Source organism: Robertkochia aurantiaca, from assembly GCF_020166495.1.
Lineage (GTDB): Bacteria > Bacteroidota > Bacteroidia > Flavobacteriales > Flavobacteriaceae > Robertkochia > Robertkochia aurantiaca.
This window is the reverse complement of record NZ_JAINZS010000004.1, coordinates 506,922-526,222: the sequence shown is the minus strand read 5'-3', so window position 1 is coordinate 526,222 and position 19,301 is coordinate 506,922. Positions and strand designations below refer to the sequence as shown.

General features: G+C 45.2%; 21 protein-coding genes. 16 read left to right on the top strand and 5 right to left on the bottom strand.

The window, feature by feature from the left end:
• The first annotated feature begins 71 nt into the window (after positions 1-71).
• The 12 genes from K7R10_RS08155 (at position 72) to K7R10_RS08100 (ending at position 13,085) form a co-directional block, all read left to right on the top strand.
• A complete protein-coding gene (locus K7R10_RS08155; RefSeq protein WP_224484188.1) occupies positions 72-1,157 on the top strand; it encodes a DUF4382 domain-containing protein in 1,086 nt (361 codons plus the stop codon).
• Between the two features lie 152 nt (positions 1,158-1,309).
• Positions 1,310-2,311: an AAA family ATPase gene (locus tag K7R10_RS08150; protein WP_224484187.1), complete on the top strand. Its 1,002-nt coding sequence runs from the start codon at positions 1,310-1,312 to the stop codon at positions 2,309-2,311.
• Between the two features lie 56 nt (positions 2,312-2,367).
• On the top strand, positions 2,368-3,234 hold the full coding sequence (locus K7R10_RS08145; protein WP_224484186.1) for a DUF58 domain-containing protein: 867 nt from the start codon (positions 2,368-2,370) through the stop codon (positions 3,232-3,234).
• A gap of 37 nt (positions 3,235-3,271) precedes the next feature.
• Positions 3,272-4,888 carry a hypothetical protein gene (locus K7R10_RS08140; RefSeq protein WP_224484185.1) on the top strand — a complete coding sequence of 539 codons (1,617 nt, stop codon included), beginning with the start codon at positions 3,272-3,274 and terminating at the stop codon, positions 4,886-4,888.
• Complete coding sequence (locus K7R10_RS08135) at positions 4,881-5,882, top strand: vWA domain-containing protein (RefSeq protein WP_224484184.1); 1,002 nt, start codon at positions 4,881-4,883, stop codon at positions 5,880-5,882. Before K7R10_RS08140 ends, K7R10_RS08135 begins: the two co-directional genes overlap by 8 nt.
• A gap of 1 nt (position 5,883) precedes the next feature.
• Positions 5,884-6,927, top strand: coding sequence for a vWA domain-containing protein (locus K7R10_RS08130; RefSeq protein WP_224484183.1), 1,044 nt, complete (start codon positions 5,884-5,886; stop codon positions 6,925-6,927).
• Entirely contained in the window at positions 6,908-7,807 is a 900-nt protein-coding gene (locus tag K7R10_RS08125; protein ID WP_224484182.1) for a tetratricopeptide repeat protein, read from the top strand. The genes K7R10_RS08130 and K7R10_RS08125 overlap by 20 nt, the downstream gene beginning before the upstream one ends.
• A gap of 13 nt (positions 7,808-7,820) precedes the next feature.
• Positions 7,821-9,602 carry a BatD family protein gene (locus K7R10_RS08120; protein WP_224484181.1) on the top strand — a complete coding sequence of 594 codons (1,782 nt, stop codon included), beginning with the start codon at positions 7,821-7,823 and terminating at the stop codon, positions 9,600-9,602.
• A 55-nt stretch (positions 9,603-9,657) separates the two neighbouring features.
• The gene (locus tag K7R10_RS08115) at positions 9,658-10,398 is read left to right on the top strand and encodes an SH3 domain-containing protein (RefSeq protein ID WP_224484180.1); all 741 of its coding nucleotides are present in this window, start codon (positions 9,658-9,660) and stop codon (positions 10,396-10,398) included.
• A 52-nt stretch (positions 10,399-10,450) separates the two neighbouring features.
• Positions 10,451-10,762 carry a hypothetical protein gene (locus tag K7R10_RS08110; protein ID WP_224484179.1) on the top strand — a complete coding sequence of 104 codons (312 nt, stop codon included), beginning with the start codon at positions 10,451-10,453 and terminating at the stop codon, positions 10,760-10,762.
• A 63-nt stretch (positions 10,763-10,825) separates the two neighbouring features.
• Positions 10,826-12,439, top strand: a complete 1,614-nt coding sequence (locus K7R10_RS08105) for a SulP family inorganic anion transporter (RefSeq protein ID WP_224484178.1) — start codon at positions 10,826-10,828, stop codon at positions 12,437-12,439.
• A 19-nt stretch (positions 12,440-12,458) separates the two neighbouring features.
• On the top strand, positions 12,459-13,085 hold the full coding sequence (locus K7R10_RS08100) for a carbonic anhydrase (protein ID WP_224484177.1): 627 nt from the start codon (positions 12,459-12,461) through the stop codon (positions 13,083-13,085).
• 115 nt (positions 13,086-13,200) lie between these two features.
• On the opposite strand, the gene K7R10_RS08095 is transcribed toward K7R10_RS08100, so the two are convergent.
• Positions 13,201-13,713 carry a CvpA family protein gene (locus tag K7R10_RS08095; RefSeq protein WP_224484176.1) on the bottom strand — a complete coding sequence of 171 codons (513 nt, stop codon included), beginning with the start codon at positions 13,711-13,713 and terminating at the stop codon, positions 13,201-13,203.
• Positions 13,714-13,772: 59 nt separating this feature from the next.
• Here K7R10_RS08095 and K7R10_RS08090 point away from each other — a divergent pair, with 59 nt between their 5' ends.
• The 4 genes from K7R10_RS08090 to K7R10_RS08075 are packed head-to-tail and all read left to right on the top strand — an operon-like array spanning position 13,773 to position 16,296.
• Entirely contained in the window at positions 13,773-14,129 is a 357-nt protein-coding gene (locus tag K7R10_RS08090; protein ID WP_224484175.1) for a hypothetical protein, read from the top strand.
• A 4-nt stretch (positions 14,130-14,133) separates the two neighbouring features.
• Complete coding sequence (locus tag K7R10_RS08085; RefSeq protein WP_224484174.1) at positions 14,134-14,811, top strand: ceramidase domain-containing protein; 678 nt, start codon at positions 14,134-14,136, stop codon at positions 14,809-14,811.
• A gap of 59 nt (positions 14,812-14,870) precedes the next feature.
• Positions 14,871-15,890, top strand: a complete 1,020-nt coding sequence (gene pheS / locus K7R10_RS08080) for a phenylalanine--tRNA ligase subunit alpha (RefSeq protein WP_224484173.1) — start codon at positions 14,871-14,873, stop codon at positions 15,888-15,890.
• A gap of 10 nt (positions 15,891-15,900) precedes the next feature.
• Positions 15,901-16,296, top strand: a complete 396-nt coding sequence (locus tag K7R10_RS08075) for a hypothetical protein (RefSeq protein ID WP_224484172.1) — start codon at positions 15,901-15,903, stop codon at positions 16,294-16,296.
• Positions 16,297-16,311: 15 nt separating this feature from the next.
• On the opposite strand, the gene K7R10_RS08070 is transcribed toward K7R10_RS08075, so the two are convergent.
• From K7R10_RS08070 to K7R10_RS08055, 4 genes are all read right to left on the bottom strand, one after another.
• Positions 16,312-17,079: a 3-keto-disaccharide hydrolase gene (locus tag K7R10_RS08070; RefSeq protein WP_224484171.1), complete on the bottom strand. Its 768-nt coding sequence runs from the start codon at positions 17,077-17,079 to the stop codon at positions 16,312-16,314.
• Positions 17,080-17,174: 95 nt separating this feature from the next.
• A complete protein-coding gene (azu, locus tag K7R10_RS08065; protein ID WP_224484170.1) occupies positions 17,175-17,702 on the bottom strand; it encodes an azurin in 528 nt (175 codons plus the stop codon).
• Positions 17,703-17,754: 52 nt separating this feature from the next.
• Positions 17,755-18,291, bottom strand: coding sequence for a 2'-5' RNA ligase family protein (locus K7R10_RS08060; RefSeq protein WP_224484169.1), 537 nt, complete (start codon positions 18,289-18,291; stop codon positions 17,755-17,757).
• Positions 18,288-19,286, bottom strand: coding sequence for a YheT family hydrolase (locus K7R10_RS08055; protein WP_224484168.1), 999 nt, complete (start codon positions 19,284-19,286; stop codon positions 18,288-18,290). The genes K7R10_RS08060 and K7R10_RS08055 overlap by 4 nt, the downstream gene beginning before the upstream one ends.
• Positions 19,287-19,301: the final 15 nt, after the last annotated feature.

Below are 19,301 nucleotides of genomic sequence, written 5' to 3'. Positions count from 1 at the left end.
AACATTTCTTAACGTCCATAGAGGTTTTTCTCACGTAAATTAAAGTGCTTACAAATCTTAAAAAACTACTTATGAAAGTATTCAAAAATTCAAAAATCCAATTTTTTGTGGCTGCAGTGTTCGCCTTTCTGGCAATCGGCTGTAGTGATGATAACGACAACGGGATGGGCGGTACTGCCAATCTCAGGGTAAGTCTTGTAGATGCACCCGGTGATTATGACGCGGTAAATATCGAAGTGATTGACGTTTTGATCAATTACGGTGATGATGAAGCCGAAGGAGAAGAAGACAGCGAAGACAGCGGATGGCAAAGCATTGGTGAGATCAACAGCGGGGTTTATGATCTGCTGAAGCTTACCGGTGGCGTTTCTGCGGTTTTGGCCGATAATGAAGTTCCAACAGGGGAGCTGGGTCAGATCAGGTTGTTGCTCGGAGAGAATAACACGGTTGTAATGGACGGGGAGACTTTTCCTTTAAAAACTCCTTCTTCCCAGCAATCGGGATTAAAGATCAATGTTAACGAAACGCTGGAAGCAGGTTTCACCTATGACATCATACTCGACCTTGATGTGGATAAGTCGATCATAGTGGAAGCCGGAAGCTCAGGAAATATTCTTTTAAATCCTGTGATCCATGCCAGTTCAGTTGCTACTTCAGGGAAGATCCAGGGGTCTGTAACTCCTTTTGACTTCCAGGTTTTGGCGAGTATTGAAGGTGAAGGCGTAGCGATAGCTTCATATGCAGATGAGAACGGTGTGTTCGTTCTTAACGGTGTTCCTGCCGGCACCTATGATGTAACCCTCACCCCTGAGGCATCTTCAGGTTATGCTGAGGCTGTGGTTGAAGGTGTTGTCGTTGAAAACGGAGTTGTTACCGAGTTAGAGCCGGTAGAACTGGAAATGCTTACCGGAGTAGGTAACGTTACCGGAAGCATCACCAACGAAGGTGTAGCTGCACAGGCCAAGATCGTTATTGGTGAGGAGGAATATACCGCCGAAACCGATGAAAACGGAGTATTCACTATCTATAATATTCCTGAAGGAACATATACTCTTGAAATTGCTGCGCAGGATGAAAGTGGACTAAGTGCCACCAAGGAAAATGTTACAGTAACAGAGGGTCAACTCACTGAGGTTGGGGAGATTACTTTAGAGTAACGTTAAAACTTCATAAACTTTTATTAAGAGTGGTTCTGCAAAGGGCCACTCTTTCTTTTTTTAACCTAACCTTAACAGCATCAGGTAAAATTAATTTTCAATTTGCGTGCTATATGCTAGCACAGTATATTCATCCCTAAAAGTAAGAATAAATGGAGCAACAAAGTACTATTGATATTTCAGCCATCAATGAGAAGATCGCCCAGGAGAGTGCTTTTATTGAGTCGCTCACCCGCGAGATGAACAAGGTGATCGTAGGACAAAATAAGATGGTCGAACGATTATTGATAGGATTGCTTGGCCAGGGTCACATTTTACTTGAAGGTGTGCCGGGTCTGGCAAAAACCCTTGCGATTAATACTCTTTCAAAAGCGGTTCACGGCAGCTTCAGCAGAATACAGTTTACTCCTGACCTGCTTCCTGCCGATGTGATAGGAACGCTCATTTACAATATAAAAGAGAACGATTTCTCGATCAAAAAGGGACCGATCTTTGCCAACTTCGTTTTGGCTGATGAGATCAACAGAGCTCCTGCAAAGGTGCAGTCGGCATTGCTGGAGGCTATGCAGGAAAAGCAGGTGACCATAGGTGATGAAACCTTCATCCTTGATAAACCATTCCTTGTAATGGCAACGCAAAACCCGGTGGAACAGGAGGGAACCTATCCGCTTCCGGAGGCTCAGGTTGACCGCTTCATGCTCAAAACCGTTATTGATTATCCGAAAGTCGATGAGGAGCAGCTTATCATCAGGGCCAACCTGAAGGGAGAATTCAGCCAGGTGAACCAGGTGGTTAGCCTGGAACAGATCCTGCGCGCGCAGAGTGCGGTAAGGGAGGTGTATATGGATGAAAAGATCGAGAAATATATACTTGACCTTATCTTCGCTACCCGATATCCGGAGAAATTTAATTTATCTGAGATCAAGCCATTGATCAGTTTCGGAGCCTCCCCAAGAGGAAGTATCAACTTGGCGATCGCTGCTAAATGTTACGCCTTTATCAAAAGAAGGGGGTACGTAATACCGGAAGATGTACGGGCAGTGGTTCATGATGTATTGCGTCACCGTATCGGAATCACCTATGAAGCAGAAGCAGAAAACGTTACTTCAGAAGATCTGATTAACAAGATCGTTAATGAAATTGAAGTTCCATAGCAGGCTAAGTGGATTGATCCGCTTTCACAAATACCTAAAAATCACCAGGCTGTTATATGGATACCAAGGAGTTACTCAAAAAAGTACGGAAGATTGAGATCAAGACCAGGCGCTTGAGCGACCATATTTTCGGAGGGGAATACCATTCCACTTTCAAGGGAAGAGGTATGACCTTCAGCGAAGTGCGGCAATATCAGTTTGGTGATGATGTTCGTACCATTGACTGGAACGTAACAGCCCGATATAACGAGCCCCATGTCAAGGTATTCGAAGAAGAACGGGAACTCACCATGATCCTGATGGTCGATGTGAGTGGTTCTGAATTATTTGGCACATCTTCAGGCTTTAAAAAGGAGGTGCTGACCGAAATTGCGGCCACCCTTGCTTTTTCAGCCTTGCAGAACAATGACAAGATAGGTCTTGTACTTTTTGCCTCCAAAGTAGAACTGTATATCCCACCAAAAAAGGGCAGATTCCATGTGCTGCGAATTATTCGTGAGTTACTGGAATATGAGCCGGACACCAAGGGTACTGATATAGAAGAAGCCCTCCGTTTTTTATCCAGTGTGACCAAAAAAAAGGCTATCGTTTTCATGCTTTCTGATTTTATGGCCGGTGATTACAGGCATACCCTGAAGATTGCGGCTAATAAGCATGATATTACAGGGATCAGGGTCTATGACCAGCGTGAAGAGGAAATTCCGAGTCTCGGACTGGTGCCGATGGAAGATGCAGAAACAGGTGAAGTTCAGTATATAAATACAGCATCTAAAAATATGCGTCGGGCCTACAAGGCTCACTACCTTGAGCGGGTCGATTACTTTAAAGAGTCTTTCAGTAAGAGTGGAGCGGGGATTATCGATACTCGTGTTGATGAGAGTTATGTGAAGAAGTTGCTGGGGTATTTTAAAAGAAGAGGGTAAAACAATGGTAACCATATTTAACCGAGCTAATAAAATTGTGTTTTTGACCTGCCTGCAGCTATTCTTGCTGCTGGGTTGGCAGTCTCTTTATGCTCAGGAGGGAACGGAGATACGTACCCGTATCGATACCACGGCCATTCGTATTGGAGAGCAGGTTCGCCTGGAGCTGGAGGTGCTTACCGATTCTACCGACCTGGTTGAGTTTCCGGAGGGACAAACCTTTCTCCCGATGGAAATGGTCGAATCATTTAAAACCGATACCACCGTCTTATCTGACAGGATGAAACTTTTAAAGGCCTACTCACTCACTCAGTTTGACTCTGGAACTTATGCATTGCCAAGTCAAATGATTCTGGTGAACGGGAAGCCGGTGTATTCTGACTCCCTCAATATTTACGTAAACAACGTGGCGGTCGATACCACCAAGCAAAAGTTATATGAGATCAAGGACTTTGTTCCTGTGGAAAGAAATTATGCATTTCTCTGGCCATATATCATAGCAGGTGTTTTGTTGTTGTCATTGATCGCTTTTCTGGTATGGTGGTTTTTCTACCGTAAATCGTTATTGACCGAGGAAGAGCAGATCGCGGCTTTGCCTCCCTATGAGAAGGCCCTCATCGAGCTGAAAAAGCTGGATGAATCCCGTTACCTGATACAATCGAATTATAAAGGATACTATACAGACCTTACAAATATTATAAGGTCGTACCTGGAAGATGACGTGCATATATCGGCTCTGGAGAGTACCACAGATGAGCTGATATTCAAACTTGAGATGCTGCGGGATGGAGGTAATCTGGATCTCGACAGAGATAGCATCGAGCAATTCAAGAAGGTACTGCAAACAGCAGACCTGGTTAAATTCGCCAAACAGGTTCCGGATAATCAGGTGATAAGCCGGGACCGTGGAGTGGTGGAAGACCTGGTGAAAAAGACAAAAGCAGCTCTGCCAGAACCCACTGAAGAAGAAATGATGCAGGATGCAGCATATCTGGCTGAATTAAAAAAGGAAAGAAAGAGCAAGCGTGTTAAAAGATTTGCCCTGGCAGCCGCAGGGGTAGTGGTTGTATTGTTTGCAGCGTCAATAGCTATTTTCGGTTTTTCAAATGTCAGGGATACCCTGTTTGGTAATGAACTGAAAAGTATGCTACGCAGCGAATGGGTAGCCAGTGAGTACGGGTATCCGGCCATTTATGCTGAAACTCCTGAAGTGCTCAGACGCGTTGATACAAAAGTGGATCAAGGTGAGAAGGAGGGGGTAAATACCCGACAGGTATTTGCTCTTGGATCTCCCGAAGAAGGTTTTTATTTGCGCATGAGCTCCTCGACCTATAATACCAAGGAGGCTTTTGATATCAATAAGGAAGTGGAAAGTACCATAGCCTTACTCGAAGAGGCAGGAGCTACCAATATGATCGTAAAAGATGATAAATTCACGACTCCTTCCGGGGCTGAAAGCACCAAGGTATTTGGGGTTTTTCAGCTTGAAGACAGCGATTACGACAAGAACATGGCTTACGAGATCCTGAATTTTGTGGAGCACGGCGGATACCAGCAGATCCTGCTGGTTTATCCGGAAAATGACCGTTATGCTCCTGAAATTGTTTCCCGTATTCTCGGGTCTCTGGAATTTAAAATAGCAGGAAATGTTTAACGATATAGAATTTGCCAATCCTGAATTTTTCTGGCTGCTGCTATTTATCCCGGTGGCGCTGGTTTGGTATTACTTTACCAGGAAGAAAGAGAAGGCAACCCTTCGCATGCCCGGATTGAAAGGATTTAAAGGAGGAGCGAACTGGCTTGGAAAGATCAGGCCGCTGCTCTTTGCACTACGCCTGCTTGCCGTGGCGGCACTGGTGATGGCCCTTGCCAGGCCTCAGACAGAGGATGTATCAACGCGTACCAAAACCACCAGGGGTATCGATATAGTAATGGCCATCGATGTTTCATCCAGTATGCTGGCCAAAGATCTCAAACCAAACCGGTTGAGCGCCCTGAAAGAAGTGGCGGCGCAATTCATTAAGGAACGGGTCAATGATCGTATAGGATTGGTGGTTTATTCAGGCGAAAGTTTTACCAAGACGCCGATAACCAGCGATAAAAGTATCGTGCTGCGTTCGTTGGAAGATGTTCGCTACGGTCAGCTGGAAGATGGTACCGCTATTGGAATGGGGCTCGCTACCGCCGTGAATCGCCTTAAGGAAAGCAAGGCCAAAAGCAAGGTGATAATCCTGCTTACAGACGGGGTGAATAACAGTGGGTTCATAGAACCGTTGACAGCAGCCGAACTGGCCATAGAATTCGGAATAAAAACCTATACCATCGGTATTGGGACCAATGGAAAGGCCGAAACTCCTGTAGCTTATGATCTCGATGGGAGTTTCATTTACGATTACCGCGAAGTGGAGATCGATGAGGAGCTCTTGCAAACCATTGCCGATCAAACCGGAGGGAAATACTTCAGAGCGACCAATAATGAAAAGCTGTCACAGATCTATGATGAGATCAATAAACTGGAGAAAACAGAAATAGAAGAGTTTAAGTACTATAATGTGGAAGAAAAGTTCAGACCTCTGGCGCTTTTAGCCGGGATATTCCTGTTGCTGGAAGTTACTTTGCGCTATACACTCTTCCGAAGCTTTGTATAAGATGTATCAGATCGATAATGACATATATTTTTACGGACTGCTGGTGATACCGGCGGTTGTTCTGCTTTTTCTCATTTACCAGTTTTGGAAGAGGAGAAGGCAAAAGCAGTTCGCCAGTGCAGAGCTGTTGAACAAACTCAGCCCGGAGAGATCACTTTTCAAACCGGTGCTGAAGCTTTTGATCGTATGCCTGGCTTTGGCCAGCCTTGTAGTAGGTCTGGCCAACCCAAAGGTCGGCACCAAAATGGAAACGGTGAAGCGCGAGGGTGTCGATGTGGTCTTTGCCATTGATGTGTCTAAAAGCATGCTCGCAGAAGACATCGCTCCAAACAGACTGGAAAAGGCAAAGCGTATCGTTTCAGAAATAATTAACAGCCTGGCCAGCGACAGGGTGGGTATTATTGCCTATGCCGGACAGGCATATCCGCAGCTGCCCATCACAACCGATTACTCGGCGGCCAAGATGTTTCTGCAGGGAATGAATACCGACATGATGTCGTCTCAGGGTACAGCGATCGACCAGGCCATTGAACTGGCCCAGACCTTTTATGATGATCAGGATCAGACCAACCGGGTGCTGTTTCTGATTTCAGACGGCGAAGATCATTCGCAGAGGGCTGTGGAGGCCGTGGAGGCTGCCGTTGAAGACGGAATCAAAATATTTACAATAGGGGTAGGTACCGGCAAGGGCGGTAGAATTCCCCTGAGGCGAAACGGAGTGATCGAATCGTACAAGAAAGATAATAAGGGAGACGTGGTGATCACCAGACTTGATGAAGAAACCCTCAAGGCCATCGCGGCTAATGGTAACGGGGTTTATATCGACGGAGACAATACGGAAACCGTTAAAGAGACCGTGACTGAAATATTGGCAGGTCTTGACAAGAAGGAATTCGAATCGAAGCAATTCGCAGATTTTAAAGATCAGTTCCAGTGGTTTATCGCTCTGGCATTGCTTTTGCTTATTATAGACATATTCCTGCTGGAGCGGCGTACAGCATGGTTGAAAAAACTAAACTTATTCAATGAAAAGGAAGAGAGCTGAAAATACTTATTTACAGACAGTTTACGGGCGTTTATTGACCGGAGCGATTCTTTTCTTGCTTTTCGCCCCGGTTGGGCCCCTGTTTTCACAGGAGGCTTCTGAAGAAAAGATCGAAACCATCGAACGATCTGCTGTTCGTGCTTCCCGTAATTTTACCTGGGAAGGGAATAAGGAATTACAGGAGGGAGATTTTACGGAGGCAGAGATGGCTTATCGAAAAGCCATAGATAAATATGGTGAGAATGCCGAAGCCCGGTATAATATGGGTAACGCTTATTATAATAACAGCAGCATGTCTGAAGCGTTTATGCGCTTTAAAGAAGCGGGTGAATCTTTTGAAGATAAAAGCGGTCGACATAAAGCCTACCATAATCTTGGGAATGTCTTCATGAAAAATGAGGAATATGCCAAAGCAGTGGAAGCCTACAAGGAGGCTCTACGCAACAATCCCGAAGATGAGGAGACCCGTTACAATCTTGCCCTGGCGAAGAAAATGCTCGAGAATGATCAGCAACAGAACAACAAAGATCAGGATCAGAAGGACGACCATAACAAAGACCAGCAGGATCAAAATGATGATCAGCAGGATCAGAAAGACAAGAACCAGGATCAGCAGGGAGACAAGCAGGAAGATAACCAGGAAGGCGATCAGGAAGAACAGCAGGGTGATCAGTCTGAACAAAAAAAGAATCAGCAGCAGCAAAATAAAGATAAGCAGCCTCAGCCTCAGGAGGGTTCTCAGGAACGCAAAAGCGAGTTGTCGCCTCAGCAGATCAGAAATATACTGGAGGCTATGAACAATGAGGAAAAGAAGGTCCAGGAGAAGATCAATGCGAAAAAAATTAAAGGCAAACCCGTAAAAAAGGAAAAAGACTGGTAATTTACCGGATTATATGATGATGCGCTTTTTAACTGTAACCATATTATTTTTGTTTACTTCGCTTTCTGTGCTGGCACAGGATGATGAAGCGGTGGTGTTTACAGCCAAAGTAAGTAAAGACCGGCTGGGAGTGAACGAACGTCTTCGGGTTGATTTCAATATGAACAAAGACGGCGATAATTTCGTGCCCCCCGACTTTGATGGTTTCAGAGTTTTGATGGGGCCGAACCAGGCCGTAAGCCGTTCATGGGTCAATGGTAAGAAAAGCTTTTCCAAAACCTATACCTATATTCTTAGTCCGCTCTCCAGGGGGTCTTTTACCATCAAGCAGGCAGAGATTGAGATAGATGGCGAAACCTATAAGACCACACCGGTACAGATCGAGGTGACCGCGGCGGTAGATGATCCTAATGTTGACCGTACGGCAGATGATGTGGCGGAAGAAAGCCTTCACCTTGTTGCAGAGGTTTCAAATGCCAACCCTTATCTCAACGAAGCCATCAGCGTGGTATATAAGCTGTATGTGAGTCCGGACATCAGTGTTTCAAACTTTATTCCCATTGATAATCCGAGATATAATAACTTCTGGTCTCAGGATATTGAGGTGAAGAGGTGGCACGCCCAGACAGGATTGTACAAAGGCGAACAATATCGCTATGTGGTGCTCAAAAAAGTGGTGCTGTACCCGCAGAAGACGGGCGAACTTACCATAGAGCCGCTCACACTTGATGTTACCGTTGAGGTGCCTACCAATCGCCCGGGCTTTTTCGGAAACCGTGTGACCAAACCGGTTCACAAAACCATTGCAGCGGGTAAGAGAACCATCAGTGTGAAAAGCCTTCCGCAAGAGGGGAAACCCGCCAGTTTCAGGGGTGCGGTGGGGCAGTTCGATTTTGATATGATCACCAGTAAGAACGATCTGAAGGCCAATGAATCATTAACCGCCAGGCTGGTGGTTAGTGGCAACGGAAACCTGAAGTTGTTCGAGCTGCCGGAGCTCAGCCTGCCAAGTGCTTTGGAAGTCTATGAGCCTGAATTCGAAGAGCAGATAACCACCACCATTCAGGGTATGCGCGGGAAGGTTTCCCAGAATTATACCATAGTACCCCAGTTGAAAGGGAAGTACCCCATTCCTTCGGTTGAATTTTCATATTTCGATCCTGTACAGGAGAAGTACATGACCATCAGTTCTCCTCAGTCACTCATCAATGTTTATGAGGGACCTTCAGGTACAGAGGATACAGGTACTGCCGTAACCGCCATGGGTAAAAAACCCGTGCTGGGCAGTGGGGCAAGCTTTCGCTTTCTTATGCTTGACGCTGACCTGAAACCTATAGGGGAAGAACCTTTCTTTGGTTCGAATCTGTTCTATGTGCTGTTCTTCTCTCCATTATTACTCATTCCGGTAGCTGTTTTGATCGGTAGAAGAAAGGATGCACTGGCACAGGATGTGGAAGGAAGAAAGCGACGGCAGGCTAACCGGCTTGCCCGGAAATATCTTTCTGAAGCAAGGAAAAAACTGGGGGACAAGGAAGGTTTTTACGAGTCGCTTGAAAGGGCATTGCACAATTACCTGAAAGCTAAGCTTCATTTGGAAACCTCAGATCTGAGCAAAGAGCGAATCAGTTTGCTGCTCAGTGAAAAAGGCGTTGATCAACCTCAGATCGGTGAATTTACCGGCCTGCTGAACAGTTGCGAACTGGCGCGGTATACCCCCGGGTCGCATGCGGCTATGCAAAAAGATTATGAGCAGGCAGCAGAGGTCATTTCAGCTATAGATAAACAGATTAAATAACGGTACACGCATGATTGCCAGGAGATGTTTAACGGTGTTTACTCTCATTTTTGCTTTGACCCTGAATTCTCTTCAGGCTCAGCAGGAAGAGCGGCTTCTTTTTGAGCAGGCGAACGACCTGTATAACCAGGGGGAATACGATAAGGCCATAGATGCCTACAGGCAGATCTTACAGCAGGGAGAACATTCGGCGGCCGTATACTATAATATGGCCAATAGTTATTACAAACTGAATGAAATAGCACCCAGCATTTATTTCTATGAAAAGGCGCTGTTGCTGGATCCCGAAAACGACGATGTCAGGAACAACCTGGCATTTGCCCGCAATATGACTATTGATGCCATTGAAGAATTACCAGAGACAGGCTGGAGTCGTTTCAGCAGAGACTATATCGGGGCGCTTTCATACAATCAATGGGGTATTGCAGCGATCATACTTGTTAACCTGTTCGTGATCTTTTTTCTGGTCTATTATTTCTCTACCGAACAGCTGCGAAAACGAGGATTTTTTGTGGCGGCCATGAGTTGTTTGTTCCTTTGTTTAATAGCTGTGACATTCGCTTACCAGCAGTACGGGTATGAAGCATCGAGAAACCCGGCGATCATTTTTGCCGAAGAAGTGGCTGTGCAGTCTGAGCCGAATCCGGGAAGTACAGAGGTCTTCACCCTGCATGAAGGTACGAAGGTGCAGGTGATCAATTCTCTCGATCGTTGGAAGGAGATCAGGCTGGCTGATGGAAAAACCGGCTGGTTACCTGCTTCAGAACTCCGCGAGATCAAAGATTTTACCATGTGATTCGTCGTTAAAGCGCCACTTTTCTCTTATATTTGACCAAAAGCCTGGCCAATTGAAAGATAATGTGCGCTTATATGCCTGCATTTTTCTTTCCTTATTTTGTTTTTTCCTTATCGGCCCTTCCCTTGTAATGCTTACAGTAGACAATGAGGCCGATACGATCGCATTTTTCAGTGCAGCGGAGGAAGAAGAAAACAAGGAAAATGAAAATGAAGGCGAGACCAAAGAATTTGTCTGTTTTTCCTCTGAAGAAGTTTCTTTTTCTTCGGAAGGTAACAGTCCGCTTCCGGTTGCGCTAAATACTGCAATGGCTTACGGGATTTTTCTGCCCGTCTTTTCACCCCCACCTGAAGCACTGATATAGATTTTGTGTTTTTTACCCGAAAATCGTTCGGGATACTTTTTTAATCCATAAATTTTATATCATATGTTCAAGCATATAAAGAACGACCTACCGGCGAGTGTCGTTGTATTCTTTGTTGCCATTCCCCTTTGTTTAGGAATTGCTCTTGCCAGTGGAGCCCCATTATTTTCAGGATTGATCGCCGGTATCGTAGGAGGTATCGTAGTAGGTGCCATAAGTGGATCACATATCGGGGTTAGCGGACCTGCAGCAGGGCTTACAGCTATTGTGTTCAGCGCTATAGCCACCCTTGGTTCCTTTGAAAACTTTCTCGTGGCCGTAGTGCTCGGTGGAGTGATACAGATCGCTTTCGGAGTGCTAAGGGCCGGTATTATCGGGTACTACTTTCCCTCCTCAGTGATCAAAGGGATGCTTACCGGTATCGGGATCATTATAATTTTAAAGCAGATACCTCATTTCTTCGGTTATGATGCAGACCCCGAAGGGGATTTTGCATTTATACAGGTCGATGAGGGGAATACCTTTTCAAGTATTATCAATGCATTTGGCAATATCAGCTTAGGCCCGACGATCATTGCAATGGCCGGTCTTGCCATCCTGGTTCTCTGGGAGCAGGTTTTATCAAAAAAAGCCAAGATCTTTCAGCTTATACAAGGGCCACTCGTCGCTGTGGTAGTGGGAATATTGTTTTATCTCTTTACCCGTGATACCTCTTTGGCCATCAGTGCCGATCACCTGGTTACCGTTCCGGTTCCTGAAGATGCCACTTCATTTTTTGCCCAATTCAGGTTTCCGAATTTCGCAGTGATAGGATCGACCGAAGTCTGGGTTACTGGTTTTACCATCGCCCTTGTGGCCAGCCTGGAAACACTGCTATGTGTGGAAGCAACAGACAAGCTTGATCCGGAAAAGAGAATCACCCCCACTAACCGGGAACTTTTGGCTCAGGGTGCAGGTAATATGTTGTCAGGATTTATCGGCGGTCTTCCGGTTACCCAGGTAATCGTTCGAAGTTCGGCCAATATTCAATCAGGAGCCAAGACGAAGATGTCGGCTATTTTGCATGGGTTTCTGTTATTGATTTCGGTGATTCTGATTCCGACCATTCTTAATATGATTCCGCTTTCAGTTCTGGCAGCCATCTTATTTCTGGTCGGGTACAAACTGGCCAAACCTTCACTGTTCAAGCAAATGTTTAAACTGGGATGGAAACAGTTCATACCCTTTATGGTGACCATCCTGGGAATCGTTTTTACCGATCTTCTCATCGGTATCGGAATGGGACTGGTAGTGGGGATCTTTGTGATCCTGATCAAAAGTTACCAGAATTCTCACTTCCTTCATATCAAAGATAAGAGTGATGACGGCAGACACCGTATACAAATGACTTTGGCAGAAGAGGTGACTTTCTTCAATAAAGCAGCCATCCTGAGAGAGTTGGATCAACTGCCTGAAAAAACGTATCTTGAACTGGACGTTACCAATACAACCTATCTGGATAATGACGTGATCGAGATATTTGAAGATTTCAGAAAAACAGCAGGAAATCGGGATATCCATATCAAGCTGATATCTGAACACGGCGAAATCGATAACCCTCATAGCGTTACCGAGTTTTTCAGAATGCGATCCAAATCACGGGATCTGAAAGATAAAATGACAGCATCAACCGACTAATCAATAAAAAAATACAGGAATGGAGTTAGCAAAAGTATTTGAGAACAACCAGCAATGGATACAATCAAAATTAGCCACCGATAAAGATTTCTTCAGTGAACTGGGGAAAGGACAAAGCCCGGAGCTACTATATGTCGGATGTTCCGATAGCCGGGTAACGGCCGAAGAAATGATGGGCCTGGGGCCGGGAGAGGTCTTCGTTCATCGTAATATCGCCAATATGGTCATCAGTATTGACCTGAATGCCGCCTCAGTGATCGAGTATGCCGTGACCCACCTTAAAGTGGGGCATATCGCTATTTGTGGTCATTATTCATGTGGAGGGGTGAAAGCCGCCATGCAATCTGAATATCTAGGCTTGCTGAATCCCTATCTCAGGAATATCAGAGATGTGTACAGAATACACAAAGATGAGTTAAATGGTATTGCAGACGAGGAAAAGAGATATGACCGACTGGTCGAGCTTAACGTTCAGGAGCAATGCGTGAATGTGATCAAGACCGCCTGTGTGCAAAAGGCTTATCGTGAAAGAGGTCTCAAGGTGCACGGATGGGTTTTTGATATTCATACCGGGAAACTGATCGACCTCAAGATAGATTTCGAGGGGATACTTAAAAATATCATGGAGATCTATCACCTGGATTGATCAGCTTATACATAGATAGTTCAACAAAAAACCTCCGGCTAAGACCGGAGGTTTTTGTATTTGACGGGGGCATCGTTTTACTGATTCCCTGAATTTTGACAAATGATCGATGAGATCAGCCAGTGAAATCTGATGCGGCGGGTAAATTATTATCCAGCAGGCTTTCAAAAAGGTAGGCTCCTATAGACCTTACCGGTACATACATGACCGACTCTGAAAGTTTATTTTTTTCAACGAACTCAAAATTTTGATTCATACGTTCAAAGAAAAGGATTATGATAGCGAGCAGCAGGGTGATTTTTGCAGCGCCGAACAGACCGCCAAGTATCTTATTGAATAATCCCAATGCGGCAAAATCAGCTATTTTAGTAAGGATCTTTCCGGCAAGAGCCACGGCAACAACGATTCCCATGAAGGTGAGGGCAAAGGCGCTGAGGCTGATCGTGGCCTCATCCCAGCTTACATGATCTTTCAGGATACTTCCGGTGAAGTGTGAAAAGTGTATAGCTCCGTAAACGCCTAAGATAAGACCGAGCAGGGAAGCCACTTCAACGAAGAGTCCCTTCATGATTCCTTTTACGAGCCCGAATGCTATCAGGCAGATCATTACAATATCGATAAAATTCATAGGTGTGCCTTTAAAACAAATATAAGTGATTAATAGTTTTTATTTTTGCGTAAAAAGCTATGGCCAGAGATGAGCTTCTGAGACAGCGGTGGGATACCCTGCTGCAAAAATTAAGCAAACAATTTTCAGATGGTGATCCCCTTGATCTTGACGGGGTGATTTACCTGATAGGGGTTCAGGAACTCGGACAACTGAACCGCCGGTTTAAAAAGGATGAGAAGGTTAACCTGATGCATATTGCCATTTGCAGGTTATTGGAGCCTTACGGGTATTATGAGTTCGATTTTTTTGATGAAGACGGCTGGCCGCACTACACTCTGGTGGAGTCGCTTCCCACACTTAAGGCCGGTGAGCAATCGGTGCTTATGAAGGAAGCTATCGTACAGTACTTTATTGAAAAGAAATATATCGAATAATCTTATGCTGATTCTCAGAAATGAAGTGAACGATACCGGGCCGATCTATACAGAGACCGACCCGACCGGCTTTCCGGTGGAGCCTTTTAATACGGCCAGCAACCTGATCTTTCTCTTTATCCTGATCTATTGGGGTGTCAGGGTATACCGGTCGCCGGGAAAACAACCTTTCCTGGCTTTTGTACTGCCGGTTCTGGCTGTTGGTTTCATAGGAGGAACGATCTTTCATGCCACGCGTAGTCACGAGATCTGGTTACTCATGGACTGGGTGCCGATACTTGTCTTGTGCTTTGCTGCAGTGATCTATTTTGTCAATAAGATCACTCATAAATGGTACTGGCGTCTCACTTTGGCCCTGCTGATCATCGGCCTTTCACTCGGGGTACGGGCATTGCCGATTCCTGAAAAAGTAAGTCATACCATCGGTTATGTGATAACAGCTATTACCTTGCTTCTGCCATTGTTTCTTTATATGCGAAAGACTCAATGGAGTAACTGGAGACCCGTTCTGTGGGCTGTTCTCTGTTTTATGATCGCCCTGGGCTTCCGGTTTTTTGACCGGCGGCAGGATTTTCTGGAGATCGGCACACACTGGCTGTGGCATATTTTCGGTGGCCTGGCTGTATTTTATCTTCTGACCTTCATTTACAGGGATCAGAAGAAACTGCAAACCGCAAGCTGATCAGGGTTTCAAATCTGTAATAATTCGTTAAATTTGCCGCTTCAAAGGGAAGATAAAAAATGATCGAAAAAATTAAGGAACATATCGAAGAGGTAGAGCGCTTCAATGCTCACACTCTGGAAGAAGCGGAGAACTTCAGAATTAAATACCTGGGTAAAAAGGGTGTGCTGAACGACCTGTTTGCCGCTTTTAAGGATGTTCCCAACGAACAGAAGAAGGAATACGGACAAACCATAAACCGCCTGAAGAACCTGGCTCAGGATCGGGTTCAGGAACTCAAGGAGCGCCTTGCCGATGCCAAGGCAGATGAAAAGCGTTATGGGGACCTCAGTCGTCCGGGATATCCGATAGAAATCGGATCCCGTCACCCGATTTCGATCGTTAAGAATCAGATCATTGATATTTTTTCCCGAATTGGCTTCAATGTTTCAGAAGGACCTGAGATCGAAGATGACTGGCATAATTTTACAGCGCTGAATCTTCCCGAATATCACCCGGCTCGTGATATGCAGGATACCTTTTTTGTTCAGACAAATCCCGATATGCTTTTGCGTACTCATACCTCATCTGTTCAGGCAAGGTATATGGAGAATAATAAACCTCCTATTCGTACCATTTCTCCCGGACGGGTCTACAGGAATGAAGCGATTTCTGCCAGATCGCACTGTTTCTTTCACCAGGTAGAAGGGCTCTATGTAGATAAAGGGGTTTCGTTTGCCGATCTGAAACAGACCTTGCAGTATTTTACTTCAGAGATGTTCGGCAAATCAAAGATACGACTACGACCCTCTTATTTTCCTTTTACCGAGCCGAGTGCAGAGGTTGACGTTTACTGGGGTCTTGAAACCGAAACCGATTACCGTATGACCAAGGGAACCGGCTGGCTGGAGATCATGGGATGCGGTATGGTGGATCCGAATGTTCTTCAAAATTGCGGTATCGACCCCAATGAGTATTCCGGCTACGCCTTTGGAATGGGAATAGACCGTATTGCCCTGTTGCAATACCAGATCTCAGATATACGTATGTTAAGCGAAAACGATCTGCGTTTTTTACAACAGTTTAAGGCTTCGTTCTAACTCTGAGAAAATGAAAAAAGATATCGAAATACCTAAGGCTGAAGGCTTGTACCTGGCGGTATTACATGAATATCATCCTGATTTTGAAGACAAGATATGGCAGGTATATCTGTTGAACCGGCGTAAGGAGGCAATCGAAACCATACTTGTTCTTTCCCGCGGTGCTGATCAGGAGAGGAAGACCTCGGTCATAAGAAGGAGCATTGACAGTATGGCTCCCGATACGCTTGCTCGTCTTGAGTATTTGCCCGATGATCTGTTAAGCTTCAGAAATGAGTATCTGGTCACCTTCTTTCATGATGGAAAGATGTATGAGAAGAATTTTCTGCTGGAACCCGGAATGATAGGAGGAGATGATATACCGAAAATCGCCTCATTAGGCAAGAAGGGATATCTCATTTCCTGATTTCCCCTTACTTTTTTAATCATTTGAAGAATCTCTCAAGAAAAGAAGACTTTCTATCAGTTCAGTGTCATTTTCTCTTCCCTCGAGATCGAAAATTTTAATTTTTCTGAATGCTACAGGGTGACTTTCGCTCTGAAGAGCTATGTAGCCATCTTTTAAAGGAGCGGGTTTTTTGAATTCAGCAGCAGCATCTTCTGCCAGTTCTCCTCCCCGTTGAGGTTTGGTAAATTCCAGTACCTTTTCATGATTCACAAAATGCTGAACAAGGGAATCGCCCAGAACCAGAAAGGAGGCTCGAACCCATTGATCGTCAAAATATGTTTCAGAAGACGAGTTCACGCAATGCGGCGTGAAAAGGGTATCTGCAATGAAGACATGCGTACCAGGGGTACAAAGATTCATGGTCGGTCTGTTTTCCTCGTTGACGCCTCCCAGGAACTGTCCCTCAAGACTCACGGGGAAAGCTTGTTCTTTAAGCATGCTTTGGGGAGATTGTGAATGATACATAACTCCGCTGTTACGGTTTGCCCATGGCTCACCATCTGCCATTTGCTCACCTGTAAAACGATATTCCAACTCGAGCAGATAGGAGGTAAACGGTTCGTTATAGAACAGATGGCCAAACTGATTATCAAAGGAGTCGTAGTTGTCGTAAGAAACCACGATGCTTCCATCTTCCACCCGAAAGGTATTTAAAGAATCAGTACCGGCATGCTGCCCGCTGATCTTGGGAGTCCATCCCTCAAGGTCCCGACCGTTGAAAAGTTCTCTGCCTTCTGGCATGCTCTTTTCAGTAGCCTTAAATGAACTGTTCCTTTTACAACCGATGATCAGTAGTAAAAGGAACAGGCATAAAGAATATCTGTGAAACAAGATTCTTAGTCTTCTACGATGAATTCACCCTGCATCACCCCATAATGTCCTGGGAAGCTGCATAAAAACTGATATGTTCCCGGTTCCGGAGCCTCGAATTCGATAGTGTCAGATTCACCGCCGCCCAGCATTTTTGTATGCGCGATAACATCATCGGTTCCTTCGGGAATATAACCGTTATCAACGGCTGTCTGAGCTTCGGTGGCAAAGTCAACGAGGTCAACTCCTTTTTTGAGTAATACCCAGTTGTGTCCCATTACCTGTTTGTCGAGTTTTCCGACATGCTTCAGGGTAAGAGTAACCTTTTCTCCGGCTTTTACCTTGATCTCTTTTTTGTTGTACTTCATAAGATCATTACCGGTGATGGTAACGGTGTTGCTGATAGGTTCCAGGTCAGGTGCTTCGGCCGTACCGGCGTCATTTGAAGGTTGTTCGTATTCGAAGCCCTTGTTTTCTTCCTTTTTCTTTGATTCACCGCATCCTACAAGCGCAGTAATGGCCAGAAGTGTCATGAATTTATTCAGTAATGTCATATTCCTTAATGATTTAATTACAAACACGAATATAAGGAATAAATGACTTTTTTCAGCCAAGAGGGAAGGCTTTATGAACCTGCCATCTTTTACCGTCGTGTTTGAGCAAATGCAAGGCTGTTACCATGAATGTGGTTTCGAAGTGTCTTTCCCTGAGTTCTTTTTGAGCCAGGTAGAAATCTTCCCTGTTAAGATCCCGATGGGCGATCGTACAGTGAGGGTGAAACCTTTGACTTGTTTCCTTTTTAGCAAAGTTCAGTTCGCTGAGGAGTCTGGATCTCAGTTGCTGATGAAGTTTCTCGTATGGTTCATGATTGTCGACCTTCACATATATAACTTTTGGCTCAAAAAAACCGAAATCTTTCAAAAGGGTTTCAAAGGGCTGCATTTCAAGAGCCAGGTGATTCAATACACGTGAAATTTCTTTTTCAGCATCAGAAGATCTTCTGAATGGCATTTGCAGGGTAATATGTGGTGGTGATTTAAGAGCGTGTTTTGCCTGATAGCGGTGGGCCATTTCTTCTTTCAGCCGTGTGATCCCGGTAGCCTGTGGTTCAGGAACAACAATGGCGACATAGTAAAGATTCATGACTTATTCCAGATTACCCCGGCTTTGACCTTATTGATAAACTCAACAGCCCTTTTTTCATTGTAGTAGACATTATCTGGCTCGTAGAATCCTACATGTCCGCCCGCTTGCGGCATTTCAAGGAAGAGATGTTCATGAGAGGCGGCAATCCCGGTAGGGAAACATTCAGGACTCAAAAAACTGTCGTTTTTAGCGTTGAGCAGCAACACAGGAATGGTAATGTTTCTGAGGAGGGGCAGAGAGCTTGCTTTTTCGTAGTAGTCAAGACCATTATTAAAACCGTGTGCCCTGGCCGTGTAGACATCATCGAAATCTTTCAGCAGTTTGATCTTTCGCAGATCTTCATTGGTGACCTTATCGGGAAACCTTTCCTGTTTCTTTCGGAGCTTCTCAATCAGGTGTTTTCTGAACCGGCGTGCATACAGTGTGTTTTCAAAGCGATGCAGTGACAGCATGGAATGGTAGAGGGAGCAGGGAACAGAAACGGCCACCCCGGCCTTTATCTGATCAGGTACCTGCGGGGTTTCACCGAGGTATTTCAACATGACATTACCGCCCAGGCTGAACCCTTTCAGAACGATCTGTTGATAGTCATAGTTTTTGATGATATGCCCGATCACTTGTTCTAAATCCTGACTTACCCCTGAATGATAAGAGCGATAGAGCCGGTTGTCTTCACCGCTGCAGCCTCTGAAGTTCACTGCGCAGGCATCGAAGCCGTTTTCGTTGAATACTTTTGCAGTTCCCGTAACATACGGTCGCTGTGCGTTCCCTTCGAGCCCGTGGAGTATAATGACCAATTGGTTTGCTGTTGGTCGCTGCTTGTTGCGGGTATAACTCCAGTCAAGGTCTATAAAGTCTCCATCTTCAAGTGTTATTCTTTCACGAATTTGACTCACGCCTTTGACCTGCCTGATCAGACCTGAATAAACAGTCGATAAATGACCCATGGTGAAAGGGAAGGGAGGGTTATACGAAGAATCAATGATGGGCATAAATGCTCGCGTAAT

Excerpts from the sequence above, each read along its gene's own strand:
- K7R10_RS08055 (WP_224484168.1), bottom strand. The coding sequence starts at position 19,286 with ATGCCCATCATTGATTCTTCGTATAACCCTCCCTTCCCTTTCACCATG.
- K7R10_RS08070 (WP_224484171.1), bottom strand. The coding sequence starts at position 17,079 with ATGCCAGAAGGCAGAGAACTTTTCAACGGTCGGGACCTTGAGGGATGG.
- K7R10_RS08090 (WP_224484175.1), top strand. The coding sequence starts at position 13,773 with ATGGCCAGAGATGAGCTTCTGAGACAGCGGTGGGATACCCTGCTGCAA.
- K7R10_RS08100 (WP_224484177.1), top strand. The coding sequence starts at position 12,459 with ATGGAGTTAGCAAAAGTATTTGAGAACAACCAGCAATGGATACAATCA.
- K7R10_RS08060 (WP_224484169.1), bottom strand. The coding sequence starts at position 18,291 with ATGAATCTTTACTATGTCGCCATTGTTGTTCCTGAACCACAGGCTACC.
- K7R10_RS08105 (WP_224484178.1), top strand. The coding sequence starts at position 10,826 with ATGTTCAAGCATATAAAGAACGACCTACCGGCGAGTGTCGTTGTATTC.
- K7R10_RS08130 (WP_224484183.1), top strand. The coding sequence starts at position 5,884 with ATGTATCAGATCGATAATGACATATATTTTTACGGACTGCTGGTGATA.
- K7R10_RS08125 (WP_224484182.1), top strand. The coding sequence starts at position 6,908 with ATGAAAAGGAAGAGAGCTGAAAATACTTATTTACAGACAGTTTACGGG.
- K7R10_RS08145 (WP_224484186.1), top strand. The coding sequence starts at position 2,368 with ATGGATACCAAGGAGTTACTCAAAAAAGTACGGAAGATTGAGATCAAG.
- K7R10_RS08085 (WP_224484174.1), top strand. The coding sequence starts at position 14,134 with ATGCTGATTCTCAGAAATGAAGTGAACGATACCGGGCCGATCTATACA.
- K7R10_RS08155 (WP_224484188.1), top strand. The coding sequence starts at position 72 with ATGAAAGTATTCAAAAATTCAAAAATCCAATTTTTTGTGGCTGCAGTG.
- pheS (WP_224484173.1), top strand. The coding sequence starts at position 14,871 with ATGATCGAAAAAATTAAGGAACATATCGAAGAGGTAGAGCGCTTCAAT.
- K7R10_RS08120 (WP_224484181.1), top strand. The coding sequence starts at position 7,821 with ATGATGATGCGCTTTTTAACTGTAACCATATTATTTTTGTTTACTTCG.
- K7R10_RS08095 (WP_224484176.1), bottom strand. The coding sequence starts at position 13,713 with ATGAATTTTATCGATATTGTAATGATCTGCCTGATAGCATTCGGGCTC.
- K7R10_RS08075 (WP_224484172.1), top strand. The coding sequence starts at position 15,901 with ATGAAAAAAGATATCGAAATACCTAAGGCTGAAGGCTTGTACCTGGCG.
- K7R10_RS08135 (WP_224484184.1), top strand. The coding sequence starts at position 4,881 with ATGTTTAACGATATAGAATTTGCCAATCCTGAATTTTTCTGGCTGCTG.
- K7R10_RS08150 (WP_224484187.1), top strand. The coding sequence starts at position 1,310 with ATGGAGCAACAAAGTACTATTGATATTTCAGCCATCAATGAGAAGATC.
- azu (WP_224484170.1), bottom strand. The coding sequence starts at position 17,702 with ATGACATTACTGAATAAATTCATGACACTTCTGGCCATTACTGCGCTT.